Origin of the sequence: Neglectibacter sp. CSJ-5 (assembly GCF_032490475.1) — a bacterium.
GTDB classification, from domain to species: Bacteria; Bacillota; Clostridia; order Oscillospirales; family Acutalibacteraceae; genus Hominenteromicrobium; species Hominenteromicrobium mulieris.
In genome coordinates this window covers 38181-59219 of record NZ_JAVYJC010000008.1, presented here as the reverse complement: position 1 = coordinate 59219, position 21039 = coordinate 38181, and the positions used below count along the sequence as shown (strand labels likewise).

Annotated in this window: 20 protein-coding genes; 16 read left to right on the top strand and 4 right to left on the bottom strand. The window is 45.7% G+C overall.

Features of this window, described 5'->3' with window-relative positions; all coding sequences use genetic code 11:
- The first annotated feature begins 87 nt into the window (after positions 1-87).
- Positions 88-390, top strand: coding sequence for a hypothetical protein (locus R2K26_RS13695; protein WP_215655036.1), 303 nt, complete (start codon positions 88-90; stop codon positions 388-390).
- Positions 387-686, top strand: coding sequence for a CD1845 family protein (locus tag R2K26_RS13690; RefSeq protein ID WP_024739077.1), 300 nt, complete (start codon positions 387-389; stop codon positions 684-686). Before R2K26_RS13695 ends, R2K26_RS13690 begins: the two co-directional genes overlap by 4 nt.
- A gap of 73 nt (positions 687-759) precedes the next feature.
- On the opposite strand, the gene R2K26_RS13685 is transcribed toward R2K26_RS13690, so the two are convergent.
- Positions 760-2178 carry an ATP-binding protein gene (locus R2K26_RS13685; RefSeq protein WP_247213076.1) on the bottom strand — a complete coding sequence of 473 codons (1419 nt, stop codon included), beginning with the start codon at positions 2176-2178 and terminating at the stop codon, positions 760-762.
- 126 nt (positions 2179-2304) lie between these two features.
- Between R2K26_RS13685 and R2K26_RS13680 the strand changes: the two genes are divergently transcribed.
- Positions 2305-3717 carry a relaxase/mobilization nuclease domain-containing protein gene (locus R2K26_RS13680; protein WP_316522749.1) on the top strand — a complete coding sequence of 471 codons (1413 nt, stop codon included), beginning with the start codon at positions 2305-2307 and terminating at the stop codon, positions 3715-3717.
- A 222-nt stretch (positions 3718-3939) separates the two neighbouring features.
- Here the strand turns inward: R2K26_RS13680 and R2K26_RS13675 are convergent, their stop codons facing one another.
- Positions 3940-4296: a helix-turn-helix domain-containing protein gene (locus tag R2K26_RS13675; protein ID WP_005337966.1), complete on the bottom strand. Its 357-nt coding sequence runs from the start codon at positions 4294-4296 to the stop codon at positions 3940-3942.
- 361 nt (positions 4297-4657) lie between these two features.
- On the opposite strand from R2K26_RS13675, the gene R2K26_RS13670 reads away from it, so the two are divergent.
- From R2K26_RS13670 to R2K26_RS13630, 9 genes are all read left to right on the top strand, one after another.
- Positions 4658-5629 carry an AraC family transcriptional regulator gene (locus R2K26_RS13670; RefSeq protein WP_044921512.1) on the top strand — a complete coding sequence of 324 codons (972 nt, stop codon included), beginning with the start codon at positions 4658-4660 and terminating at the stop codon, positions 5627-5629.
- Positions 5630-5776: 147 nt separating this feature from the next.
- On the top strand, positions 5777-6718 hold the full coding sequence (locus R2K26_RS13665) for an ABC transporter permease (protein ID WP_005344243.1): 942 nt from the start codon (positions 5777-5779) through the stop codon (positions 6716-6718).
- Positions 6719-7519: an ABC transporter permease gene (locus tag R2K26_RS13660; RefSeq protein WP_097772885.1), complete on the top strand. Its 801-nt coding sequence runs from the start codon at positions 6719-6721 to the stop codon at positions 7517-7519.
- Positions 7519-8310 (top strand): ATP-binding cassette domain-containing protein, encoded by a 792-nt coding sequence (locus R2K26_RS13655; protein ID WP_005344247.1) that lies wholly within the window; start codon positions 7519-7521, stop codon positions 8308-8310. Before R2K26_RS13660 ends, R2K26_RS13655 begins: the two co-directional genes overlap by 1 nt.
- Entirely contained in the window at positions 8289-9026 is a 738-nt protein-coding gene (locus R2K26_RS13650; RefSeq protein WP_118760974.1) for an ATP-binding cassette domain-containing protein, read from the top strand. Before R2K26_RS13655 ends, R2K26_RS13650 begins: the two co-directional genes overlap by 22 nt.
- Position 9027: 1 nt before the next feature.
- Positions 9028-10641: a nickel ABC transporter substrate-binding protein gene (locus R2K26_RS13645; protein ID WP_202183511.1), complete on the top strand. Its 1614-nt coding sequence runs from the start codon at positions 9028-9030 to the stop codon at positions 10639-10641.
- 131 nt (positions 10642-10772) lie between these two features.
- On the top strand, positions 10773-12512 hold the full coding sequence (locus tag R2K26_RS13640) for an ABC transporter ATP-binding protein (protein WP_118760975.1): 1740 nt from the start codon (positions 10773-10775) through the stop codon (positions 12510-12512).
- A gap of 11 nt (positions 12513-12523) precedes the next feature.
- Entirely contained in the window at positions 12524-14254 is a 1731-nt protein-coding gene (locus R2K26_RS13635) for an ABC transporter ATP-binding protein (RefSeq protein ID WP_316522698.1), read from the top strand.
- Between the two features lie 19 nt (positions 14255-14273).
- Positions 14274-14642 carry a metal-dependent transcriptional regulator gene (locus tag R2K26_RS13630; protein ID WP_316522694.1) on the top strand — a complete coding sequence of 123 codons (369 nt, stop codon included), beginning with the start codon at positions 14274-14276 and terminating at the stop codon, positions 14640-14642.
- A gap of 111 nt (positions 14643-14753) precedes the next feature.
- On the opposite strand, the gene R2K26_RS13625 is transcribed toward R2K26_RS13630, so the two are convergent.
- Entirely contained in the window at positions 14754-14915 is a 162-nt protein-coding gene (locus R2K26_RS13625) for a hypothetical protein (RefSeq protein WP_316522691.1), read from the bottom strand.
- A gap of 218 nt (positions 14916-15133) precedes the next feature.
- Here R2K26_RS13625 and R2K26_RS13615 point away from each other — a divergent pair, with 218 nt between their 5' ends.
- From R2K26_RS13615 to R2K26_RS13600, 4 genes are all read left to right on the top strand, one after another.
- Positions 15134-15547, top strand: a complete 414-nt coding sequence (locus R2K26_RS13615; protein ID WP_148447488.1) for a sigma-70 family RNA polymerase sigma factor — start codon at positions 15134-15136, stop codon at positions 15545-15547.
- 537 nt (positions 15548-16084) lie between these two features.
- Positions 16085-16315, top strand: coding sequence for a helix-turn-helix domain-containing protein (locus R2K26_RS13610; protein WP_008728422.1), 231 nt, complete (start codon positions 16085-16087; stop codon positions 16313-16315).
- 84 nt (positions 16316-16399) lie between these two features.
- Positions 16400-17617 carry a site-specific integrase gene (locus tag R2K26_RS13605; protein WP_055224659.1) on the top strand — a complete coding sequence of 406 codons (1218 nt, stop codon included), beginning with the start codon at positions 16400-16402 and terminating at the stop codon, positions 17615-17617.
- A gap of 148 nt (positions 17618-17765) precedes the next feature.
- Entirely contained in the window at positions 17766-18977 is a 1212-nt protein-coding gene (locus R2K26_RS13600) for a site-specific integrase (RefSeq protein ID WP_316522662.1), read from the top strand.
- A gap of 337 nt (positions 18978-19314) precedes the next feature.
- Here R2K26_RS13600 and R2K26_RS13595 read toward each other — a convergent pair whose 3' ends face one another.
- A complete protein-coding gene (locus R2K26_RS13595; protein WP_316522659.1) occupies positions 19315-20958 on the bottom strand; it encodes a SulP family inorganic anion transporter in 1644 nt (547 codons plus the stop codon).
- Positions 20959-21039 lie beyond the last annotated feature (81 nt).

Genomic DNA, 21039 nt, shown 5'->3' with positions numbered 1-21039 from the left:
TTTCTTTTTGGCGGTATCCTTGTCTTTTGTCTGTCCGTACCGGATAATATGAGTAGAATAAGAAGCGTAGCAAAGGAGTGAAAACAGATGCTGACCTTTGAAAAGGTGCTGGAGATTTTTGCGGACTACCTGGCCGCAGACGAGACCATCGAAGTTTATATCAGCCGTCACGGATGTGTAAGGGTGGAATTTGACCAGGACTTTCACTATTGCTCTGGCGAGGTGTGCCATACTCCCAAGGAACTGTTCAATCTCTTAGCTGATGATTACCGGACTTATGTGGAGATTGAACTGACCAAAGGCAGACGGGAGTTGACGGAAGATGATGAGAGAGAAGCGGATGCCCTGTGCAAACGGTATCTGGAGCGTTGGAGGGGAGAACTGGAATGAAGATTTTGAAATGCTTGCTGATGATCGTAACTGCACCGGTCATTTTGGTGTTGACGCTTTTTGTCTGGCTCTGCATGGGGCTGATCTACATATCCGGTCTGGTGCTTGGTCTGCTCAGCACGGTAATTGCTCTGCTTGGCGTGGCTGTGCTTATTACCTATTCCCCGCAGAATGGTGTGATTTTGCTGGTTATAGCTTTTTTGATTAGCCCGATGGGATTGCCGCTGGCTGCGATCTGGCTGCTGGGCAAGGTACAGAGTTTGAAATTTGCAATCCAGGATTGGGTGTATGGGTAAATGATGTGAATATAATTTAGAATGAAAAGTAGCAGGACAATGGGAGATGAGACCCAATGCCCTGCTTCTCTGTTTATTCGGAACGAACTGTAATATATTTTTGTTTTCGACTGTTTGGCTTATCTGGAATAGTCATTTTAAGCTGGCCACTTGCCAGTAGAGGATTCAAATATTTTCTTGTAAAATAAGTGAGATTTCGATAACCAATAAACGAGCAAATTTCTTGTTTGCTTTTTTCTGTTATACAAAAATCCAAGACTGCGTGTAGGATGTCCTGTGATTTATCTTGATCACTAACTTGGTCACAATCTTGGTCACTGACTAAGTCTTTCTGACTAAGATGGTAATTCACATTTTTCAAAATAACTCTGAAATCTGTTGCTGTTGAGGAAAATTCAGGCTTATATGCCGCTGTGTATCCAGGCAGCTTTTCAGTTTCACTGACGATTTTGCGTAGGCCACTTCCACGGCGTTCCATGTACTTCATGCGGTGGAACAGGTCAGCAATCACAGGGTTTCGTCGCATGGAACGGATACTGTAAATATCGTATTCCTGAATTGAGCCGCCACCAAACATACCGCCCGGAGATGTGATTTCCACCCGATCATCAAACATATCAATATGGATTTCGCTGCCAAGCACAATATAATCACGATGGATAAGCGCATTAACAAGAGCCTCTGTCACAGCTCGTTCAGCATAATCCGGCTTGTCTACACGATACTGTGCCTTTTTGACAAAACGGACTTTGGAATTATTGCGAATAAATTCACTGCCGCTGTTCAGTAAATAAATCAAATTTCCCTCGTATTCTTTATCGTCCAGCGCATCATCAAAGATAGAGCCTTTTTCCAAGCCATTCCACCGGGTACAGAACATACGGGAGTTATAAACCGTGTGCTGATCGGTCATGAGTTTTCCGGCATTGGTCAGGAGTCCATTTTTATCAGTCAAACCAAAGGAAACATAATCGGATGGCTCAAAGCGGAGACCGGTCCGTTCCAGATAGGTTGCTTCCAGAAGTGTAAAGCTGTAATCCTTTTTTACCGCGTCTGTTGTTAGGGTATCAAAGGACTGATTGGTTCCCTTTAAGATCAGTTCATTCACAATGTAATCAGGGGCAATTACGCTTTCATTTCCAACACGGATATATGCTTCCATCACGCCGTCTGCCTTGTAATAATATGGGGTGCTGCGGCCAGGAGAAACATCCAGAGCCAACAGATTTTTACCATCTTCCTGCAATGGCTTTAAGATAAACTGTGGTAATGGTGTGATACGTTCTTTGATTAAGCGGCTGATCGCTTCGGCATCCTTTTGAACATCGGACAAGCCGATAGGCTCCCGGTCATCAGAGACTCCGAAAAACAGAGTGCCGCCGATTCCATTGGAAAAGGCACTGACACTTTTTAACCAGCTTTTTGGCTTTTTTGTTTCGAGAGCAACTTTGAAATCACATTCTGTTGCTTCAGCAATGAGCTGTTCTATCATAGAAATCCCTCCTTTGAGGTTGTAGAATGTTCTTTTTTATTATACCCAGCGGAGAAAGTTATTGCAACGATAGAAGCAGAGAGTTCAGCTAAAACAAAAATATTTATGAGAGGAGGGCCTTCTATTATGGCAACTACAAGAATCATGCCGCTTCATGTTGGCAAGGGGCGCACAGAAAGTCGGGCAATCAGTGACATCATCGACTATGTAGCAAATCCACAGAAAACAGATAACGGCAAACTTATTACCGGTTATGCGTGTGACAGCCGGACTGCGGATGCGGAGTTCCTTCTGGCAAAGCGGCAGTACATTGCCGCTACCGGACGGGTGCGCGGCGCAGATGATGTGATCGCCTATCATGTGCGCCAGTCCTTCCGCCCTGGTGAGATTACCCCGGAAGAAGCAAACCGGCTGGGCGTAGAATTTGCAAAGCGTTTTACTAAAGGCAATCATGCCTTTGTGGTCTGCACTCACATAGACAAGTCGCACATTCATAATCACATTATCTGGTCATCGGTCAGCTTAGAATATGACCGGAAATTCCGAAACTTTTGGGGCAGCACCAAGGCGGTTCGCCGGTTAAGTGATACAATCTGCATTGAAAACGGACTGTCCATTGTAGAGAATCCGAAACCTCACGGAAAAAGCTATAACAAGTGGCTGGGAGATCAGGCAAAGCCCTCTCATCGAGAGCTGCTGCGTGTGGCGATTGACAACGCATTATCACAAAGTCCTGCTGACTTTGAAGAACTGCTGAAGCTGTTGCAAGAGTATGGTTGTGAAGTCTCAAAGTGCGGAAAATCGTATCGACTGAAACTCTCTGGTTGGGAGAAAGCCGCCCGCATGGACAGTCTGGGCGAAGGATATGGATTGGAAGATTTGCGGGCAGTTCTCTTAGGGAAGAAAGCACATACCCCGCGAAAGAAAACAGTCACACAGGCAGAGCCGCCGAAGGTCAATCTGCTGGTGGACATTCAGGCAAAATTGCAGGCTGGAAAAGGCGCTGGCTATGCTCGATGGGCTAAGGTGTTCAACCTCAAGCAGATGGCGCAGACCATGAATTACCTGTCAGAGCACAACCTGCTGGAGTATGCGGTTTTGGAAGAAAAGGCTGCGGCTGCCACGGCACATCACAATGAGCTTTCGGCGCAGATCAAAGCGGCTGAAAAGCGCATGGCAGAGATCGCTGTTCTGCGTACTCACATCGTAAATTATGCCAAGACCCGTGAGGTCTATGTGGCATACCGCAAGGCGGGTTACTCTAAGAAATTCAGGGAAGAACATGAGAAAGAAATTCTGCTCCACCAGGCTGCTAAGAATGCCTTTGATGAGATGGGCGTCAAGAAGCTGCCCAAGGTCAAAGAGTTGCAGACAGAGTATGCGAAATTGCTGGAAGAAAAGAAAAAGACCTATGCCGAGTACCGGCGTTCCCGTGAAGAAATGCGAGAGCTTTTAACGGCAAAGGCCAATGTGGATCGGGTCCTGAAAATGGAGGTAGAACAGGATGTTGAAAAAGAAAAAGACCACGGCCAGCGGTAAGCTGGTCCTGGTCAAAAGCGTTCGCAGAACGCGTAGCCACAGAATGAAATTCTGTGTTCAAAGGGGCTTGGGGGCGCTGCCCTCAACAAGCAAGCGGAGAGGAAAATCACGGAGGGATTTTCTTCTCTGCGGGCCTGTGTGTATTAACACAGGCATTGCTTGCCTCTTTTCTCCGAAAATGAAAAGAACCAGTGAGAGAATCGTTAAATTTCACTCACTGGCTCAATTCGTTTCAAATTTCTCGGACAACTCTGTCAGTTCTTTCACCGTTTCCTGTGTGTGATGTAACAGGGTGTCACGCATTTCTGGCGGACAGCTGGAATAAAGCATTTTCATCTGATTGACACCCTCATCCTCCAGAGAAACATCTGGATTTATAAGCGTATCTAAAGAGATGTGCAGGACCTTTGCCAATGCTCTCAAAATCAAATAGGACGGGTTCATTTTCCCTTTTTCGATATTGGCAATTTGCTTTACAGAAACATGGCTTAGATCGGAAAGTTCCTGTTGTGTCAGTTCTTTATTCTTTCGGGCTTCCCGCATTTTTTGCCCTAAAGCAGTTAAATCATCAATCGGCATAATCGTTCACCTCAAATATATTTTATCGTTCCGATTTGCACAAAGGAATAACCTTATTGTGCTTGAGAACAGGACTGATTATGCTGATTCTTTTTTGATAACATGGTTGCTCCATGATTATGGCGTTTCCGGCTACTAATTGAACTATGAGGATGAATTGCAGATTTCAGCTTTTAGTTCGTTGCCAAACGAGAATGATATTGAATGCGGTAAGAGGACAATAATCCTGTGTGTCCAAATGCGTAAGAATCGAGAATCAACACGCATACTTCAAAATTCAAAAAATATCTATGGACTGCGGCCATGAAAAGATGCTATACTAACCGTGGTTTGCCTATGCTAACCCCAGGAGGAAATACAAATGAGCGAACAGCAATTTACAGACTTTTTTGACCCGGAAATTCAAAAAATTGTCAGCGAAGATGGCTGCTCCATTTACAGAATGAAAAATGTAACTGGAGAGGGTGTTATCACTCGCTATGAAATTCTTCCGGGTATTGAATTATTCTATAATGATTTTCACATGAGCGATGGACAGAATCAAAACAAGCTTCCGCACTCTGATGTACTTGAAATCAATCATTGCCGGGAGGGACGTTTTGAATGCGAATTTGCTAATGGAGATTATCAGTATGTCGGTGCTGGCGATCTTGCAATTAACCGCCTGACAAACGAAACTACATCAACTTACTTTCCGTTGTCGCATTATCACGGCATTTCTATTACCATTGATCTGCCTACGGCAGATCAAACTATGAAGCGGATAGAAAGTGTGATTGGAGGTCTGAATATAGATGTCTTTTCGATTGCAGATAAGTTTTGCAAGAATGATACCTGCATTGTATTAAGAACTCAAAGCGAAATTGAACATATTTTTTCGGAACTTTATCGGGTGGAGCCTCGGATGATCGCTTACTATTTAAAAGTGAAAGTGTTGGAATTGCTGATGTTTCTGAATCAGGTTTCGCTTCAGGATTACCAGGAAGAACGAAGATATTTTGCAAGAAATCAAGTACAAACAATAAAGAAAATGCAGGAATATATGACAGCTGATCTTCGCAACCATTATACTTTGCAGGAGTTATCAGAAAAATTTGAAATTCCTCTTACCTCAATGAAGGTTTGCTTCAAGGGCGTTTATGGGTGTTCTATTTATGCTTATATGAAATCCTATCGTATGCAGGCTGCCACGATCTTGCTTCGGGATACTTCTGACAGCATAACAGAAATTGCGGCTAAAATGGGATACGATAATCCAAGTAAATTTTCCGAAGTATTCAAAAAGGAATTTGGAGAACTGCCTTCCGAGTTCCGAAAAAAGTTGTCCAAATAGAGGATGTTTGGTCTTTTTAGAGTGGCGGCAAAATACCAGATACAATATACTATCATCTGTACTAGCAGATGATTTAAGAGCGTCGTGCAGACGCTCTTTTTTTTGAATAGAGGTTAGACTGTTCTAACCCGCGAAGGAGTCGGTATTATGAAACGGGATATGAGAAAATATATCCTACGGAAACTGGTTGAGCTGATATTTACTTTATTGTTTGTAACTCTACTGTCTTTCTTGCTGATGAGACTGTCATCCGTTGATCCAGCCACAGCTTATGCAAAGAGGATGATCGGAAACCCCACAGCGGAACAGATTGAAAAGATTCGGATTCAGTTGGGGTTTGATAAACCATTGCTTGTCCAGTATGGCCGTTGGGTATGGGACTTACTGCATTTTGATTTAGGCGTTTCTTTGGCAAATGGACATGATGTTTGGACGGATATTGCCACAGCCTTTCCGAAAACGCTTGGAATTGTAGCTCTGGCATCTATCTTTCAGGTTGTTTTCATTGTAATCGTTAGTTGTATTGCCTTTTTACTTCCCTGGAAACTTCCGAAAAAGGCAGTCAGGCTTTTGTGCATTTTGGGTGTGTCCATACCCTCTTTCTATTTGGCAACCGTTTATCTGGATTATTTTGCTGTTCAAAAGTCCTTAATTTCTGTGGCAGGAAATACAACCCTACTCAGCTACATATCTCCGGCAATCTGCATTGGCGTATTCGGGGCTTCTTTCTATACGCCGCTTCTGATGGATGCTCTGGAGCATGAAAGCAACGAGGATTACGCATTTTATGCCCGTTGCCGTGGGCTTTCGGAAAAAAGGCTTTTGCTGTGCCATTTTTTTCCGCGGGCAGCGATGGGTTTAGTTCCAAACTTTTTACAAAGCATTGGTTTGGCACTGGCTAACGCAACGGTGATTGAATCCATTTTTTCAATTCCGGGATTTGGTTATCTGATTGTAAACCATGTGCTTGATCGCGATACTCCCATGATACACGCCGAGGTGTTTTTTCTGGCGCTGGCGATTGCTCTTTGCAACATTGCCGCTGACTTGGTGCAGTGGGCAATCGGGCGTAAAAAGGGGGTGGCGTAAATGAAAACGAAGCGTTTTCGGAAATGGTGTGCGATTTTCATTCCAACCCTTGTGATTATTTTCTTTTTTGCCGGATTTTTATTTGCACCCAACGATCCAATGAAATCAAACTTGTTGGAGAGATATGCTGATCCCAGCGCAGAATATCCGTTTGGTACGGATGCTTTAGGGCGCTGCATTCTGTCACGGATTCTTTATGGTGGCTGGACAACGCTGGGGATTGTATTAGGAGGCTCTCTTATTGTTTTTCTGCTTGGCACTGTTATCGGAATGGTGACAAGCCGGGCCGTTATGAAAGAAAATGCACTTATTGATGGCCTGATTAACGCTGTTACAGCCATCCCCCCGATTGCGTATTTAATTGTGTTTATTGGAGCCTGGGGCAGCGGAGCGAAAACTACTCTTGTCGCGCTCACTGTGTCTTACATTTTGAGATACATAAAACTGGTTCGTACCCGTACCGACATGGAAATGGGAAAAGCCTATGTCATGTGTGCAATCGCTTCCGGCGCTTCAAAGCTCAGAATCATGCTGATTCATATTTTCCCGAATTTGATTGCCGAAATGATTCGCTTTCTGTGCCTTTCCTGTGCGGATATGATTCTGGCTATTACCGGATTTTCCTTTATTGGATTAGGGCTTGGTGATAATGTAGTAGATTGGGGAAGTATGATTTTAGACGCAAGGGGTGCTTTGGTTCTTCACCCGACCATGATTCTCTATCCAATAGGGGCGGTAATTTTATCGACACTCTGCTTTAACGTCATTGGCAGGCAGTTGACAACGAAGGAGGCAGAGTGATGTTAAAAATTGAACAGTTAGATGTCAAGGAACGGTCAGGCCGCTACCTTCTGAAAGACATATCTATGGAAATTCCTGCAGGCCATGTGATTGGACTTACAGGTAAAAGCGGCTCTGGAAAAACAACTTTGCTGCGGAGCATTTTGGGGATGCTTCACACAAGCTGTCATATTGATGCCGGGAAAATTTTGTTGGACGATATAGATTTATCACATCTTTCCCGCAAGTCACATCGTGAGCTTTGTGGGAAGAAGCTTGGATTTATCCCCCAGAACCCCATGACGGCTTTTGACAGCCGATTAAAAATCGGTTATCAGATGCGGGAAACCTTTGTCAATCGTTTGCATTTGAATACAAGTGAAGCAACTGACCTGGCGAAAGAGAAACTGGTTTCCGTAAATCTAAAAGACACGGATCGGATTTTGGGTGCGTATCCGTCTGAACTATCAGGCGGAATGCTACAACGAGTAGCTGCGGCAATCTTATTGGGAATGTCGCCGGATTATGTTTTAGCCGATGAACCAACCGCTGCATTGGATGAAGAAAACAGGGATTTATTGCTTCTCATCATGCAGGAGCAAATGAAGGACAAAGGCATATTATTTGTATCCCATGATGTGGCCGCACTTAAAAACTTATGTCAGAACGTTTATGTTCTGGGAGCCGGAAAAATTATTGAGCATGGAACGATGGATAAACTCTTGTCAAGTCCGCAGACAGACTGGATGAAACAATTTTCCGCGTTGAGCCATAGGGAAAGTCGGGGTGAATGGAAATGGGAGAAATTGTAATCCAGAATGTAAATCAGGTATATCATAATGTGAACCAGGGAGATTTTAATGCGCTTTCGGACATCAACCTCCACCTTTGTAAAGGTGAAAGTCTTGCTATTGAGGGAGAAAGCGGATCGGGAAAAAGCACGCTGGCAAGACTTCTGATCGGCATTGAGAAACCAACTTCTGGCAAAATATTACTGGATGGTGAAGATATAACCTGTTGGAATTATCGAACATGGAAACGGCACCGTAAAAAAATACAGGCTGTTTTTCAGGATTCTTCCGGCACTTTAAATCCTGCCAGGTCTGCATACGCAAATGTAGAAGAAGCACTGGTGAACTTAACTGATAAGAAAAGAGCCGAAAGAAAAAAACATATTTTAGATTTGATGGATGCCGTACACATGGATTATGGGCTTTTGGAAACGCCTGTCCGTCAGCTTTCGGGCGGCGAACAGAGGCGGCTCTCTTTGCTTCGGGCGATTGCCGTGGAACCTGATTACTTAATCATGGATGAAGTAACCAGCGGGCTTGACCTGATTTCGGCAGACGCCGTACTTACTTTAGTAGAGAACTTTGTGAAGCTATCCGACAGCTCCTGCATTTTCATTACGCATAGCAGAAAGGATGCAATGCGTATTGCGAATCGGATTATCATCATGCAGGAGGGACGGATCGCCGAGCAAGGTTATCTAATAGATCAATTATCAAACCAGAAAGGACAAGGATAACATGAAACAGATTTACAAGAAACTTCTCGCCGCTGCATTGGGCGTGAGTATGCTTCTGTCCATGGTTGGCTGCGGTCAGAGCGATACCTCCGAGCAGACGCAAGCGGCTAATGAAAACGAAGCGAAGGTGCTGACAATCGTCACAGCAAAGGAACTGGACAGCCTTACGACACTGACCATGAACAAGGAGAATAATATCGCCTGCGGCCTGGTCTATGAGACTTTGGTTGCCTACGAGGACGGGGAAATTGTTCCCAAACTGGCCGAGGAATGGGGATGGGATGAGACAAATACTGTCCTTACCTTTAAGCTCCGTCAGGATGTTGCTTTTACAGATGGAGCCGCTTTTAATGCGGAAAGCGTAAAGGAAATTCTGGACTTTGACCGTTCCAACCCTAATTTTAGCGGTATCAAGGGCATTTACAACATTGAAAGCGTAGAGGTTGTTGACGAATACACGGTGGCCGTTCATTATGCTGCCCCTTGCTTCTCTTATATCAATGACTTCTGCTTCCAGAATGTTGCTGGTATGATGTCCCCGAATGTGTTTGAAGCTGAAAACTTCCAGACATTCACAGATGTTGTCGGCACTGGTCCATACATCCGCGAAGAAATGATTTCCGGTGACTGCACCCGTTTTGTCAGAAATGAAAACTATTGGGGCGAAGCTCCTTACTATGATGAAGTTGTCATAAAGTATATCCCGGAGGCATCTTCCAGACTTCAGGCATTACAGACTGGTGAGGTTGACCTGATTTACGGTGCTGACCTTCTCAGCTATGATGACTATAATCAGGCTCTTTCTCTGGATGGGATCGAGGGCGCAATCAATGATGGAAATACCCTGACCCGGAACCTGGTTCTGAATGCGTCCAGCGAAATTTTGAGCGATCTTAAGGTTCGCCAGGCGATTGCATACGCTGTCAATAAGGAAGAAATCACCAAGGGCCTGACCTATGGATACGAAACTCCGGCCACCAGCCTGTTTGCACCCGGAGCGCCCTACACAGACATTACTTATAACAGCACATGGAGCTATGATCTGGATAAAGCAAATGCACTTCTGGATGAAGCTGGATGGGTGATGAATGAAAGCACTGGTATCCGTGAAAAAGATGGACAGCAGCTTTCCCTGAATTACACCTATTGGACTGATCTTTCTCTTGCACAGGACATGGCTCTTGCAATTAAGACCCAGCTTGCAGAGGTTGGTATTGACGTAACCACTACCGGCCAGGATCAGATGACCTGGTGGACCGAAGGCGTTGCAGGAAATTATGACATTACAACATGGAATACAGAAGGGTCTTATACTGAACCGCACAAGTTCCTGCAGGAATCCCTCGGTGCTGATCCTCATGCTATTTCCTTGCAGGCACTTGAGGATTTCCAGAGCTATTCGGATGCGGTAAATGCGTTCTCCACCTCTGCTGATCCCGAAGTGGTTCAGAGTGCGATTGCTACTGCACTGAATGTTTCCAACGACAATGTGATTGACCTTCCGATCTCCTATTCTAAGGATCTGGTTGTATATAATTCCTCCAAAATCGCCGGATATACTTTCTCCAGCGTGCCACAGTTCTTTGAGATCGATAACGTACAGCCTGCGGAATAAATATAATCCAATGTCTAAATGGAGGGTTTAACGCCCTATCAGAGTGGCAGAAAATAGCCGAATAGATATAATAGAGGTTGGTTAGAAGTGTTTAACCAACCTCTATTTTTATGAAAAGGAGCGTATGTGAAATGGACAAGAAAGATAATCCCATGTCCAGACTGATGGAACTTGCCGCTCCATATAAGGGTGAATATGTTCTTTCAGTGATTTTGGCAATCCTGGGTGTTGCCGCCGGATTGCTGCCGTTTTTTGCAGTTTCAAAAATTGTGATTCTCTTGATGGATGGAGAGACATCTGTGTCCGTCTATATGGAGTGGTGTCTGATTGCGGGAATTGGTTTCCTTGGGAAAGTATGCTTTGCAAATTTCTCTACTTTAGTTTCCCATACGGCCACTTTCGCAACTCTGGCGGAGATCCGCCTGAAACTAGCAGATAAACTTACCAGGGTTCCGATGGGCTATATGATTAACACCCCATCGGGAGAATTAAAAAATGTCTTGGTAGATCGTGTGGAGGGAATGGAAACGACCCTTGCGCATTTAGTACCGGAGCTGACAGCGAATCTCTGTATTCCGATTTGTATTCTGATTTACCTACTGTTTTTGGATTGGAGAATGGCGCTGGCTGCATTGATTACCCTGCCGATTGGTATGTTGTGCTATAAGGGAATGGCAAATGGATATGAAGAAAAATTCCAGGGTCTTATTATGCGCGTGCGTAAAATGACCAGCACTGTGGTTGAGTATATCGGCGGAATAGAAGTCATTAAGGCGTTTAATCAGTCTGCTAATTCTTACCAGAAATATTCAGATGCCGTTGAAGATAATGCGGCCTATGCTGTGAACTGGATGAAAAGCGTGCAGCTTTACAAATCCATGCTTGTTACAATCTGGCCCAGTGTGTTAGTGTGTGTTCTTCCTATTGGCTGTGTCCTGTACCGGAACGGGAGCCTGAGCGTTCCGGCATTTGTTACCTGTATCGTGCTGTCATTGGGTATTATCACACCAATTTTAAATGCCATGAACTTTACGGACAGCATTTCTCAAATGAAATCAGTAGTCGGGGAATTGTGCGCCGTATTGGATGAAAAAGAACTGGATCGCCCGGAAATGCCGGTGTCTATTCATTCTTCCAATATTGTGTTAGAAAACGTCAGCTTTTCGTATGAAAGCGAAAAGCCGTTGCTAAAAAATATCAACCTTTCTATTCCAGAAAACAGCATTACCGCTTTTGTCGGTCCCAGTGGCGGCGGCAAGTCTACCATTACGAAGCTGATTGCGGGATTTTGGGATGTAACAAACGGAACTGTCAAGTTAGACGGAACAGATATTCGCAAAATTCCGTTGTCACAGCTTATGGATAACATCGCTTATATTTCACAGGACAACTATCTTTTTGACGAAACTGTTTTAGAAAATATCCGTATGGGAAAACCATCCGCAACGGATGAAGAAGTATATCAGGCTGCCAGAGATTGTGGCTGCTATGATTTCATTCTGAATCTGGAAAATGGATTCCATACAGTTGTCGGAGGTGCAGGAGGTCACTTGTCGGGCGGTGAGCGCCAGAGAATTGCGATTGCCCGCGCTGTACTGAAAAATGCGCCGATTGTTATTCTTGACGAGGCAACCGCTTACATTGACGCCGAGAATGAAGCCTTAATTCAAGAGGCAATGGCAAAAGTGATTGCCGGGAAAACCGTTCTGATGATTGCGCACCGTCTTTCTACGATTACCGATGCAGATAAAATTGTTGTCATAAAAGATGGGCAGATTATTGACGAAGGAACACATGAAAACTTATTGACTTCCTGTACGCTCTATCAGGAAATGTGGAAAGCGCACATGGACACAAAAGATGTGGCGTAGGAGGTGCGAAGATGATAAAGACATTAAGCAAGATTTATCAGTTTTCAGGGAAAATGCAGGGGACAATGAAAAAAGCTATCCTTTTTTCTGTCCTGCACTCCCTTTTTGATATGATGTCCTTTGGAGCATTAGCCATGGTTTTTTCGGGTTTAACAGACGGTTTTACTACGTCTATGATCTGGATGATATTTGGAATCACCCTGGCAAGTATGCTGCTTAAAATTTATTGCAGCTACATTTCAGATTTCGGCAAGGTGCAAATTGGATATTTTATGTGCGCGGAGAAACGGATTCATATTGGAGATCGCATGAAATATATGCCGATGGGGTATTTCAACGATCACAATTTGGGGAATTTGACTTCTGTCGTCACTACGACTATGGGCGATATTGAAAATAATGCGTCCATGGTGCTAACCAACATATTAGGCGGCTATATCCATGCAGCGATTATTACTATTGTTATGCTCTGTATCGACTGGCGGATCGGACTGACGATTTTGTGCGGGATTCTGCTTTTTACATGGTGCATCGGCCGGTTACAGAAAAAATCGGAAACGGTTTCGCCACAAAGACAGCAGGCCCAGGAGGCCCTCGTTTCTAATGTGCTGGAATACGTTCAAGGGATGCTGATTGTAAAATCCTTTAATCTCGGTCAAAATTCCAATAGCAAAATGAGACAGGCAATTCTGGACAGCAAGGATAAAAATCTGAAATTAGAGCGTACATTCGTCCCTTACAATATGCTGCAACAAATCATTCTCTACGGAACAAGTATTCTTGTTATAGCGGAGGGACTGTACTTTTACCTGAATGGAACAATGGCGCTTTCCATTTGTCTGCTGATGACAGTAGCATCCTTTATGCTCTTTGGTCAGCTTCAGTCAGCCGGAAATACTTCCGCACTCCTGCGGTTACTGGATGTTTCGATTGACAAAGTAAACGAAATTGACAAAACTCCCGTCATGGACGAACATGGTAAACCCGTAAAGCCTGAAAATTACAATATTGTTTTTGATGATGTTTCTTTTTCTTATGGCGAACACCAGGTTCTGGATCATGTGAGCCTGACTATACCCGAAAGAACCGTAACGGCTATCGTCGGTCCGTCCGGTGCCGGAAAAAGTACGCTTTGTAACCTGATCGCCCGGTTTTGGGATGTTGACGGAGGAAAAATTACAATCGGCGGTGTAGATGTGCGGGATTACACACTGGACAGTCTGCTTACCAATATTAGCGAAGTATTCCAAAAGGTATATCTTTTCGCTGATACCATAGAAAATAATATCAAATTCGGCAATCCAGCGGCTTCCCATGAAGAAGTTGTAAAAGCAGCTCAAAAGGCTTGCTGCCATGAGTTTATTATGAGCCTGCCAGATGGTTATGGCACCGTAATTGGAGAGGGAGGCGCTACATTGTCCGGCGGTGAAAAGCAACGGATTTCGATTGCCAGAGCAATCCTGAAAGACGCTCCTATCATCATTTTAGACGAAGCTACATCAAGCGTCGATCCAGAAAATGAAAATCTTCTGATGGGTGCTATTGCAGAACTGACAAAGAATAAAACGGTTATTATGATAGCTCATCGGCTAAAAACAGTCAGAAACGCAGATCAAATTTTCGTGTTGTCTGGTGGTCACATTGTTCAGACAGGCAAACATGAGGATTTGATAAGGCAGCCTGGTATTTATGCAGATTTCATTGGTATTCGCAAGAAAGCGATTGGATGGAAACTAAAATAGCCGTGGGAAGGAGGAGGCAATGAAACTATATGCGTCAGGCGAGGATTACTTAGAGGCCGTGTTGGTTCTTCAAAGGAAACAGGGCATGGTTCGCTCCGTTGACCTTGCCCGGCACATGGGCTTTAGCAAACCGAGTATCAGCCATGCGGTAGGCGTTTTGAAAAATGGAGGTTTTCTGACCGTGGATGATGATGGGTTCCTTCATCTGACCGTCATAGGTCGGGAGATTGCCGAGAAAATCTATGAACGCCATTTGTTTTTTATGGAGCAGTTTATCGCTGCTGGCGTCGATCAGGAAACAGCGGAACAAGACGCCTGCCGGATTGAACACGCCATCAGTGATACATCTTTCCGAAAGCTGAAGGAGAAAGTACAAGGAACCGATTAGCGCACATCGGCTCCGCTCTGCTCTGCATAATAAGTTATCTGCCCCGTCCGGGGAAAGAAAAAAACCGTTGACTGGGGCAGATAATTTCGTGCGCTATTTTAAGGTTTGAACTCAATCGGCGGTTTTGAAGGACAATTTCAGAGCCGCCGTTTCTTTGCGTTTACACAAACTAATGACGACTTGCAGGGACACGGTAGCCACTTGGAGGTTAATTTGCCGTGTCTCTTTTGCTTTTTCAAAGCTCCCATGATCTACATCAATTAAAAAAAGCATTGCCCCTCCTCCGGGCAAGTATAGCATTGCATCGGCATTATCGTTCCATGTGATTCAGCATAATAATGACTGTTCTTGGTGCGCCAGTTTCCCATTGCGGGAATCTGGCGTTTTTTGTTGCCTTTTTTTCGGAGATAATCCGGCTGTATACCGGTGTCGTTCCCCACCTCCATTCGATTCACTCGTCAATCACCCGTGAATCGAAATGGAGGTACATAATGAAGAAAATTAACCTTCGGGAACTTTATCCTGATGTTTATACAACAGACTTTTTTGTAGATGTGACAGAGGAAGTAATGGAGACTATTCGAGCAGCTGAACGTGCGGAGGCTGCGTATGAGCGAAAGATGTATCGTTATAAAGCACAGTATTCTCTGGATTGCGAGAATGGCATTGTAAATGCGGTGCTGTTGAAGCCGAAAACACCGGAGATGCTTCTGGAGGAAAAGCAGCTTCAGGAGCAGGTCTATTCTGCTGTGATGAATTTACCGGAAAAACAGGCAAAGAGGATTTATGCCCGATATTACCTGGGAATGACGGTAAATGAAATTGCCGGGGTAGAAGGTGTAGATCCAAGCCGTGTTCGAGACAGTATCCGCCGTGGCTTAAAGCAGCTCGGAAAATATTTTTGATAAAGTTTCATTTGATGCGCCTGTTTTTTGCCTTTTTTGTCAGTGTTAATAAGAAGGACAAGTTTTCCTCCTTCATCTGCACATTGACAATCGAATAGACAGCACAACAGGTACATAAACCCATGTATGAGCGAATATGAAACGCCGCGAGGATGGAGCAGTCAGGGAGGTGATGAAAGCACTGCTTCGGAGCGATCTACGATTTCATAAAAGAATGGTGGCAGATTTGGCGCGATGACTACATGGGGGCTTAAAGATACTTCCTCACGGCCCGCCAAAGACTTGGGGGGAACCCTGCGGCACACGTTACGAACGATGCTGCGGAGTTATGACATCCGCGCCAGCGGAGACCTATTGTGTTCCCATCGTCAGGGGGCGTGGCAAATGTGACGAAAGCTGAGAAATATAAATAGGAAGCGTTTGCCGCTTTCTGTTCAAAATCAGATACCATGCGCTGGTGGTTTCGGCTGCCAGCGTATTCATGTGATTTTGAACAAACACGATGACAAACTTGACGGATTGGAGGAAATATGCTTTATGGAAAAACTTATTACGCGAAAAGAAGCAGCAGAAATTTTGGGTATCAGCATTGCAACGCTGGACGCGGCCCGTAACAATGGCCTTATTTCTTATGTGCAATATGTGCAGAATGGCTGTGTGTACTTTACCTCGGCGGGCCTTCAGGAGTATATCGCAAAATGCACCCACAGAGCAAAGCCAGCAGAAAAGAACGCAACATATCGTAAACCTCGCAGAGCTGGAGTGTGAGCCGGTCCGTATCCTTGTCGAAATCATAATGGTCTGATAAAACATAGATACAGCACTGGAGTATATTCTTAGGAGGTGGAGGAATTGGCAAATAGGAAAATAATGCTTCCTCAATATGGCACAGTTATGAAAAGAGGTGTCCTATATTATAGGACCAGAATCAAAGACACGAATGGTAAGCTCGTAGCTATCTACGCAAAAACACCTGAAGAACTATACAACAAAGAAACGCTTGCGTTGGAACAGATTGAGAATGCCACTTTTCATCGGAAAACGCCCACAGTTGCAGAGTATTGTGAAAAGTGGCTGCTGATGCAGTCGGTTCATGTACGAGCTACTACTTTGACGGATTACACCTCAAAGGTCAGGCGGCATATTATAGCGGAATTGGGAGATAAACGGATGGGTGAGGTTAGCCTGGATGATATTCAGCTTGCCCTTGTTCCGGTTTCCAAGAAATCTGCATCGGTTTATAAATCTGTGGTAATCCTTTACAAATCTATCTTTCGCGCAGCAATGGAAAGCAGGATCATTGACCATAACCCGACGATTTATCTCACGACAAAAGGTGGCGGTGTTCCACAAGAGGATCGTCAGGCTTTGACAGATGAACAGGCAGCACGCCTTTTGGATGCTATCCGAGATTTGCCGCCTTATGTCTTTGTCATGATTGGTTTATATGCAGGGCTGCGCCGGGAAGAAATTCTTGCTCTGCAATGGGATTCAGTATATCTGGATACGGATACTCCATATCTGACGGTAAGGCGGGCATGGCACACAGAACACAACAGACCGGTAATCTCAGACGAATTGAAAACCAAGGCTGCGGAGAGAAATATCCCTCTTCCTGTTTGCTTGGCTGAGTGTTTGAAAGCAGCAAAGGAAACATCGACTTCGGAGTATGTGGTTTCAAACCGGGACGGCGAACCGCTGTCCTACACGCAGTTTAAGCGACTTTGGCAATATATTGTTACGAGGACGGTCAAGGAGCGGAGCTATTATCGGTATGAAGATGGAAAAAGAGTAAAGCATACTGTCACACCTGTCTTGGGAGAAAAGGCTGCTCATAACGGAAAAGTGGTTTACAGTCTGGACTTTGAAGTAACACCCCATCAGCTGCGGCATACTTACATTACCAATCTCATTCATGCATCGGTAGATCCCAAAACGGTTCAATACCTGGCAGGCCATGAAAGCAGCAAGATTACCATGGACATTTATGCAAAGGTTAAGTACAACAGACCAGATGAGCTGGTCAGATCAATGAGTTGCGCGTTTGCAAGCTGGGACGCAGCACAGTAATAATAAAATAGGAAGTAAAGCAGGAGCGAGGCAAGGATGTCTCGCTCTTTGTTTTACATCAGCCGTATCTTTGATTAAATCGAGGCTTTCTGATAAAAAGAGAGTGTAGATACGGAGACTACACATTATCAAGAAAGGACGATCAAAGATGGCAAAAAAGAAAACACAGATCCCGAAGTATGGGACCATTACATTGAAAGGAATCCAGTATTACAGAACCAGGATTACGGATGCAGATGGCAAAGAGTTGAGTTTGTATGCCGCTACTTGTGAAGAATTGTATGAGAAGCAGTTAGAGGCCCGGAAGCAGGTGGAAGAAATTATCTTTCACCGGCAGCACCCGACAGTAGCTGAGTATGGAGAGAAGTGGCTGCTGATGCAGTCGGCAAAGGTGTCTGCGTCTACACTCAGAGGTTATACGAGGGATATGACAAACTATATCATCAAACCTCTGGGAGAGATGTATATGGAAGAAGTGACTGCTGACGATATTCGGCTGGCTCTTGTTCCATTGTCAAAGAAATCGGAAGGCTTATACAATAAGGTCAATATGCTGCTCAAGTGCATTTTTTATGCGGCAGAGAGAAACCAAATTCTTGAACACAATCCCTGTGCGGGAATATCCGGTAAAGGCGGAAAACCGACAAAAAAGAAGGAGGCATTGACAGATCAGCAGGTAGCCGTGCTTCTGGATACAGTCAAGGGGCTTCCTCCATATTTGTTTATTATGCTCGGTTTGTATTCCGGTCTGCGTCGGGAAGAAATTCTTGCACTGCAATGGGATTGTGTGTTTCTGGACGAGGATACACCTTATCTATCGGTGAGGCGGGCATGGCGTACAGAGCATAACAGACCCGTGGTTTCTACGGTGCTAAAGACTCCGGCGGCAAAAAGGGATATTCCGATACCGAAGTGTTTGGTGGACTGTCTGAGAGAAACGAAAGAAAATTCCATATCAGATTATGTGATCGCTGACAGCAAAGGAGAGCCACTGGCTGCCTCGCAGTTCCAAAGAGTGTGGCAGTATGTCGTTGTCCGCTCCACTAAGCCCCGGAACTATTATAAGTATGTAAATGGGGAGAGTATCAAATATACGGTTACTCCAACGCTGGGTATGACCAAGAAGAATCAACCCAAAATCAGATATACGCTGGACTTTGATGTGACACCTCATCAGCTGCGGCACACTTACATCACCAATCTTCTCTATGCGGGCGTTGATCCAAAGACAGTACAATACCTTGCCGGACACGAAAACAGCAAAACAACTATGGACATCTATGCAAAAGTGAAGTATAATAAACCAGAGGAGTTGTTTGGGGTAGTAAATGGTGCGTTTCATCAGGCTATCGCTGAATGAAAAAAGGCCGTTTTTTATGGTCCGCACACCGGATAACTGAGAAGCAGAAAGCCGGAAAAGCCCGGAATATCAAGGGAAAACAGCTCAAAAACTCGCGCAATACGGTCTCAAAGCAGCTCGTCGCGCTCCGCAGTTCAGCAAGCGCTAATCTCACTTACCCAAGAGATAATCATCCGCAAGGATTTTTCTCGAGGGACGCAAAAGCGAATCTTTCAAACATTTCCCCGCAGACAAAGCATACGCTCGTATGCCTCGCCTGCGGGTTTTTGTTTTAAAACAAGCATCACCCCCGCTTCGCACAAAACGGAACGGGGGTGATGCTATTTATAATTCTATTTTACTCTGCAATTTCTGCACTCAGCAGGTCTAAAATCGCGTCTTCCGCGTTCCAGAAGTACGCGGTTTCACCGAGAAGCACCGTGATGCCCGTGCGGTCAAAATAGGTGCGCACGCCGTCTGCCATGCCGCAGCAGGCGACCGTTTTGCCTTGCTTCTGCAGGTTTTCACACAGCTCCAAAACGGCCTGCGCGCCGGAAACGTCCATGTTCGGCATGCCGCGCAGGGAGAAGATTACATGGTCGTAGGCAGGCATTTCCGCCATGCGGCGGTTGAATTCATCCACCGCGCCGAAGAACAGCGAGCCTGTCACGTACACAACGCCGGTCGTCTCCAGCACCGGCGGCTTGCCTTCCACCGTGCGCAGCTTATTCGCGTCAATGTTGGAGAAGCTTACGCCAATCTGGCTGGATTTTGCAATGTACAAAATCGCAGAGTACGCAACACCGAGCAAAATCGCGACCGTCAGGTCAAAGATCACCGTTGCGAGCATCGTGATGAGGAACTGGCTGATGCCGGACTTTAGCTTATGGCTGAAAATGTAGCGGATGCCGCTCCAGTCGTTCATGCGCCACGCCGTTACCATCAAAACGCCGGCAAGTGCCGCAAGCGGCAGGCGCGCCATCACGCCGCCGAGCAGAAACATGGAGGCGAGCAGGAAAACGGAGTGGAACACGCTCGCAAGGCGCGTCTGCTGGCCGGATTTCACCGCTACGCTCGTGCGCGCAATGGCCGCCGTAGCCGGCACACCGCCGAAAAGCGGCAGCAGCATGTTGCCTACGCCCTGCGCGATGAGCTCTTGATCGGCATTGAACGGCTCGTTTTTCATGCGGGAAGCCGAAGCACCGCACAAAAGGCTTTCAATCATGCCGAGCGCTGCAATCGTCACAATGGGCGAGATGAGGTTCTTCAGCATGTCAAGGTTCAGGCTGCCGAGGTCAAGGCGGTCAGCGAGCATCAGCGTGCGCGGAATGTCGCCCACCGTCGCAATGGAATCCATACGGAACAGGGCGGAAACGACCGTTGCCAAAATGATGCCCACAAGCGAGCCCGGCACGCGTGCGCCCAACTTTTTCGGCCAGACAATCATCACGACAACGACAAGCAAACCAATCAGCACCGCCTGGGGATTCGGGTGGAAGCCGAGGCGCGCGTAAGACGCGATTTTCGCTAAATTCGAGCTGCCCTCGGACGCAGTGCCGAAGAAATTGTCGATCTGCCCCATCGCGATAATAATCGCAATGCCGGACGTAAAGCCCATGATGACGGGCATTGGGATGAAGCTGATGAGCCGCCCAAGCTTAAAAATACCGGCTAAAAGCAGCAGTGCGCCCGCCGCAAAGCACGCGAAAAACACGCCCTGCAAGCCGTAAGACGCCACAATGCCCACCAAAACGGCGCTCATCGCGCCTGTGGGGCCGGAAATCTGGAACGAAGCGCCGCCGAGTACTGCAATGACAACGCCCGCAATAATCGCCGTAACAAGACCCGCAGCTGCCGTAGCGCCGGAAGATACGCCGAACGCCAGCGCAAGGGGCAGCGCCACCGCGCAAACAGTCAGGCCCGCCATGATGTCTTTCGTCAGCTTGGCGGTGTTGTAGCCCGAAAACTCCTGTTTCAGGCTCGTTAAATAGTTTTTTATCATGTTTCCCTCCAATAAATTGATTTTCCCGCATAATTTGCCGCTTTTTTGCCGCAGCCTATTAACTATACCATTAGGAGCCGC

What these genes read in the sequence shown, in the direction of transcription:
- R2K26_RS13635 (WP_316522698.1), top strand. Translation starts at nt 12,524, where the DNA reads ATGATAAAGACATTAAGCAAGATTTATCAGTTTTCAGGGAAAATGCAG.
- R2K26_RS13685 (WP_247213076.1), bottom strand. Translation starts at nt 2,178, where the DNA reads ATGATAGAACAGCTCATTGCTGAAGCAACAGAATGTGATTTCAAAGTT.
- R2K26_RS13665 (WP_005344243.1), top strand. Translation starts at nt 5,777, where the DNA reads ATGAAACGGGATATGAGAAAATATATCCTACGGAAACTGGTTGAGCTG.
- R2K26_RS13680 (WP_316522749.1), top strand. Translation starts at nt 2,305, where the DNA reads ATGGCAACTACAAGAATCATGCCGCTTCATGTTGGCAAGGGGCGCACA.
- R2K26_RS13655 (WP_005344247.1), top strand. Translation starts at nt 7,519, where the DNA reads ATGTTAAAAATTGAACAGTTAGATGTCAAGGAACGGTCAGGCCGCTAC.
- R2K26_RS13690 (WP_024739077.1), top strand. Translation starts at nt 387, where the DNA reads ATGAAGATTTTGAAATGCTTGCTGATGATCGTAACTGCACCGGTCATT.
- R2K26_RS13615 (WP_148447488.1), top strand. Translation starts at nt 15,134, where the DNA reads ATGAAGAAAATTAACCTTCGGGAACTTTATCCTGATGTTTATACAACA.
- R2K26_RS13650 (WP_118760974.1), top strand. Translation starts at nt 8,289, where the DNA reads ATGGAAATGGGAGAAATTGTAATCCAGAATGTAAATCAGGTATATCAT.
- R2K26_RS13600 (WP_316522662.1), top strand. Translation starts at nt 17,766, where the DNA reads ATGGCAAAAAAGAAAACACAGATCCCGAAGTATGGGACCATTACATTG.
- R2K26_RS13670 (WP_044921512.1), top strand. Translation starts at nt 4,658, where the DNA reads ATGAGCGAACAGCAATTTACAGACTTTTTTGACCCGGAAATTCAAAAA.
- R2K26_RS13645 (WP_202183511.1), top strand. Translation starts at nt 9,028, where the DNA reads ATGAAACAGATTTACAAGAAACTTCTCGCCGCTGCATTGGGCGTGAGT.
- R2K26_RS13660 (WP_097772885.1), top strand. Translation starts at nt 6,719, where the DNA reads ATGAAAACGAAGCGTTTTCGGAAATGGTGTGCGATTTTCATTCCAACC.
- R2K26_RS13610 (WP_008728422.1), top strand. Translation starts at nt 16,085, where the DNA reads ATGGAAAAACTTATTACGCGAAAAGAAGCAGCAGAAATTTTGGGTATC.
- R2K26_RS13675 (WP_005337966.1), bottom strand. Translation starts at nt 4,296, where the DNA reads ATGCCGATTGATGATTTAACTGCTTTAGGGCAAAAAATGCGGGAAGCC.
- R2K26_RS13595 (WP_316522659.1), bottom strand. Translation starts at nt 20,958, where the DNA reads ATGATAAAAAACTATTTAACGAGCCTGAAACAGGAGTTTTCGGGCTAC.
- R2K26_RS13695 (WP_215655036.1), top strand. Translation starts at nt 88, where the DNA reads ATGCTGACCTTTGAAAAGGTGCTGGAGATTTTTGCGGACTACCTGGCC.
- R2K26_RS13640 (WP_118760975.1), top strand. Translation starts at nt 10,773, where the DNA reads ATGGACAAGAAAGATAATCCCATGTCCAGACTGATGGAACTTGCCGCT.
- R2K26_RS13625 (WP_316522691.1), bottom strand. Translation starts at nt 14,915, where the DNA reads ATGCTTTTTTTAATTGATGTAGATCATGGGAGCTTTGAAAAAGCAAAA.
- R2K26_RS13630 (WP_316522694.1), top strand. Translation starts at nt 14,274, where the DNA reads ATGAAACTATATGCGTCAGGCGAGGATTACTTAGAGGCCGTGTTGGTT.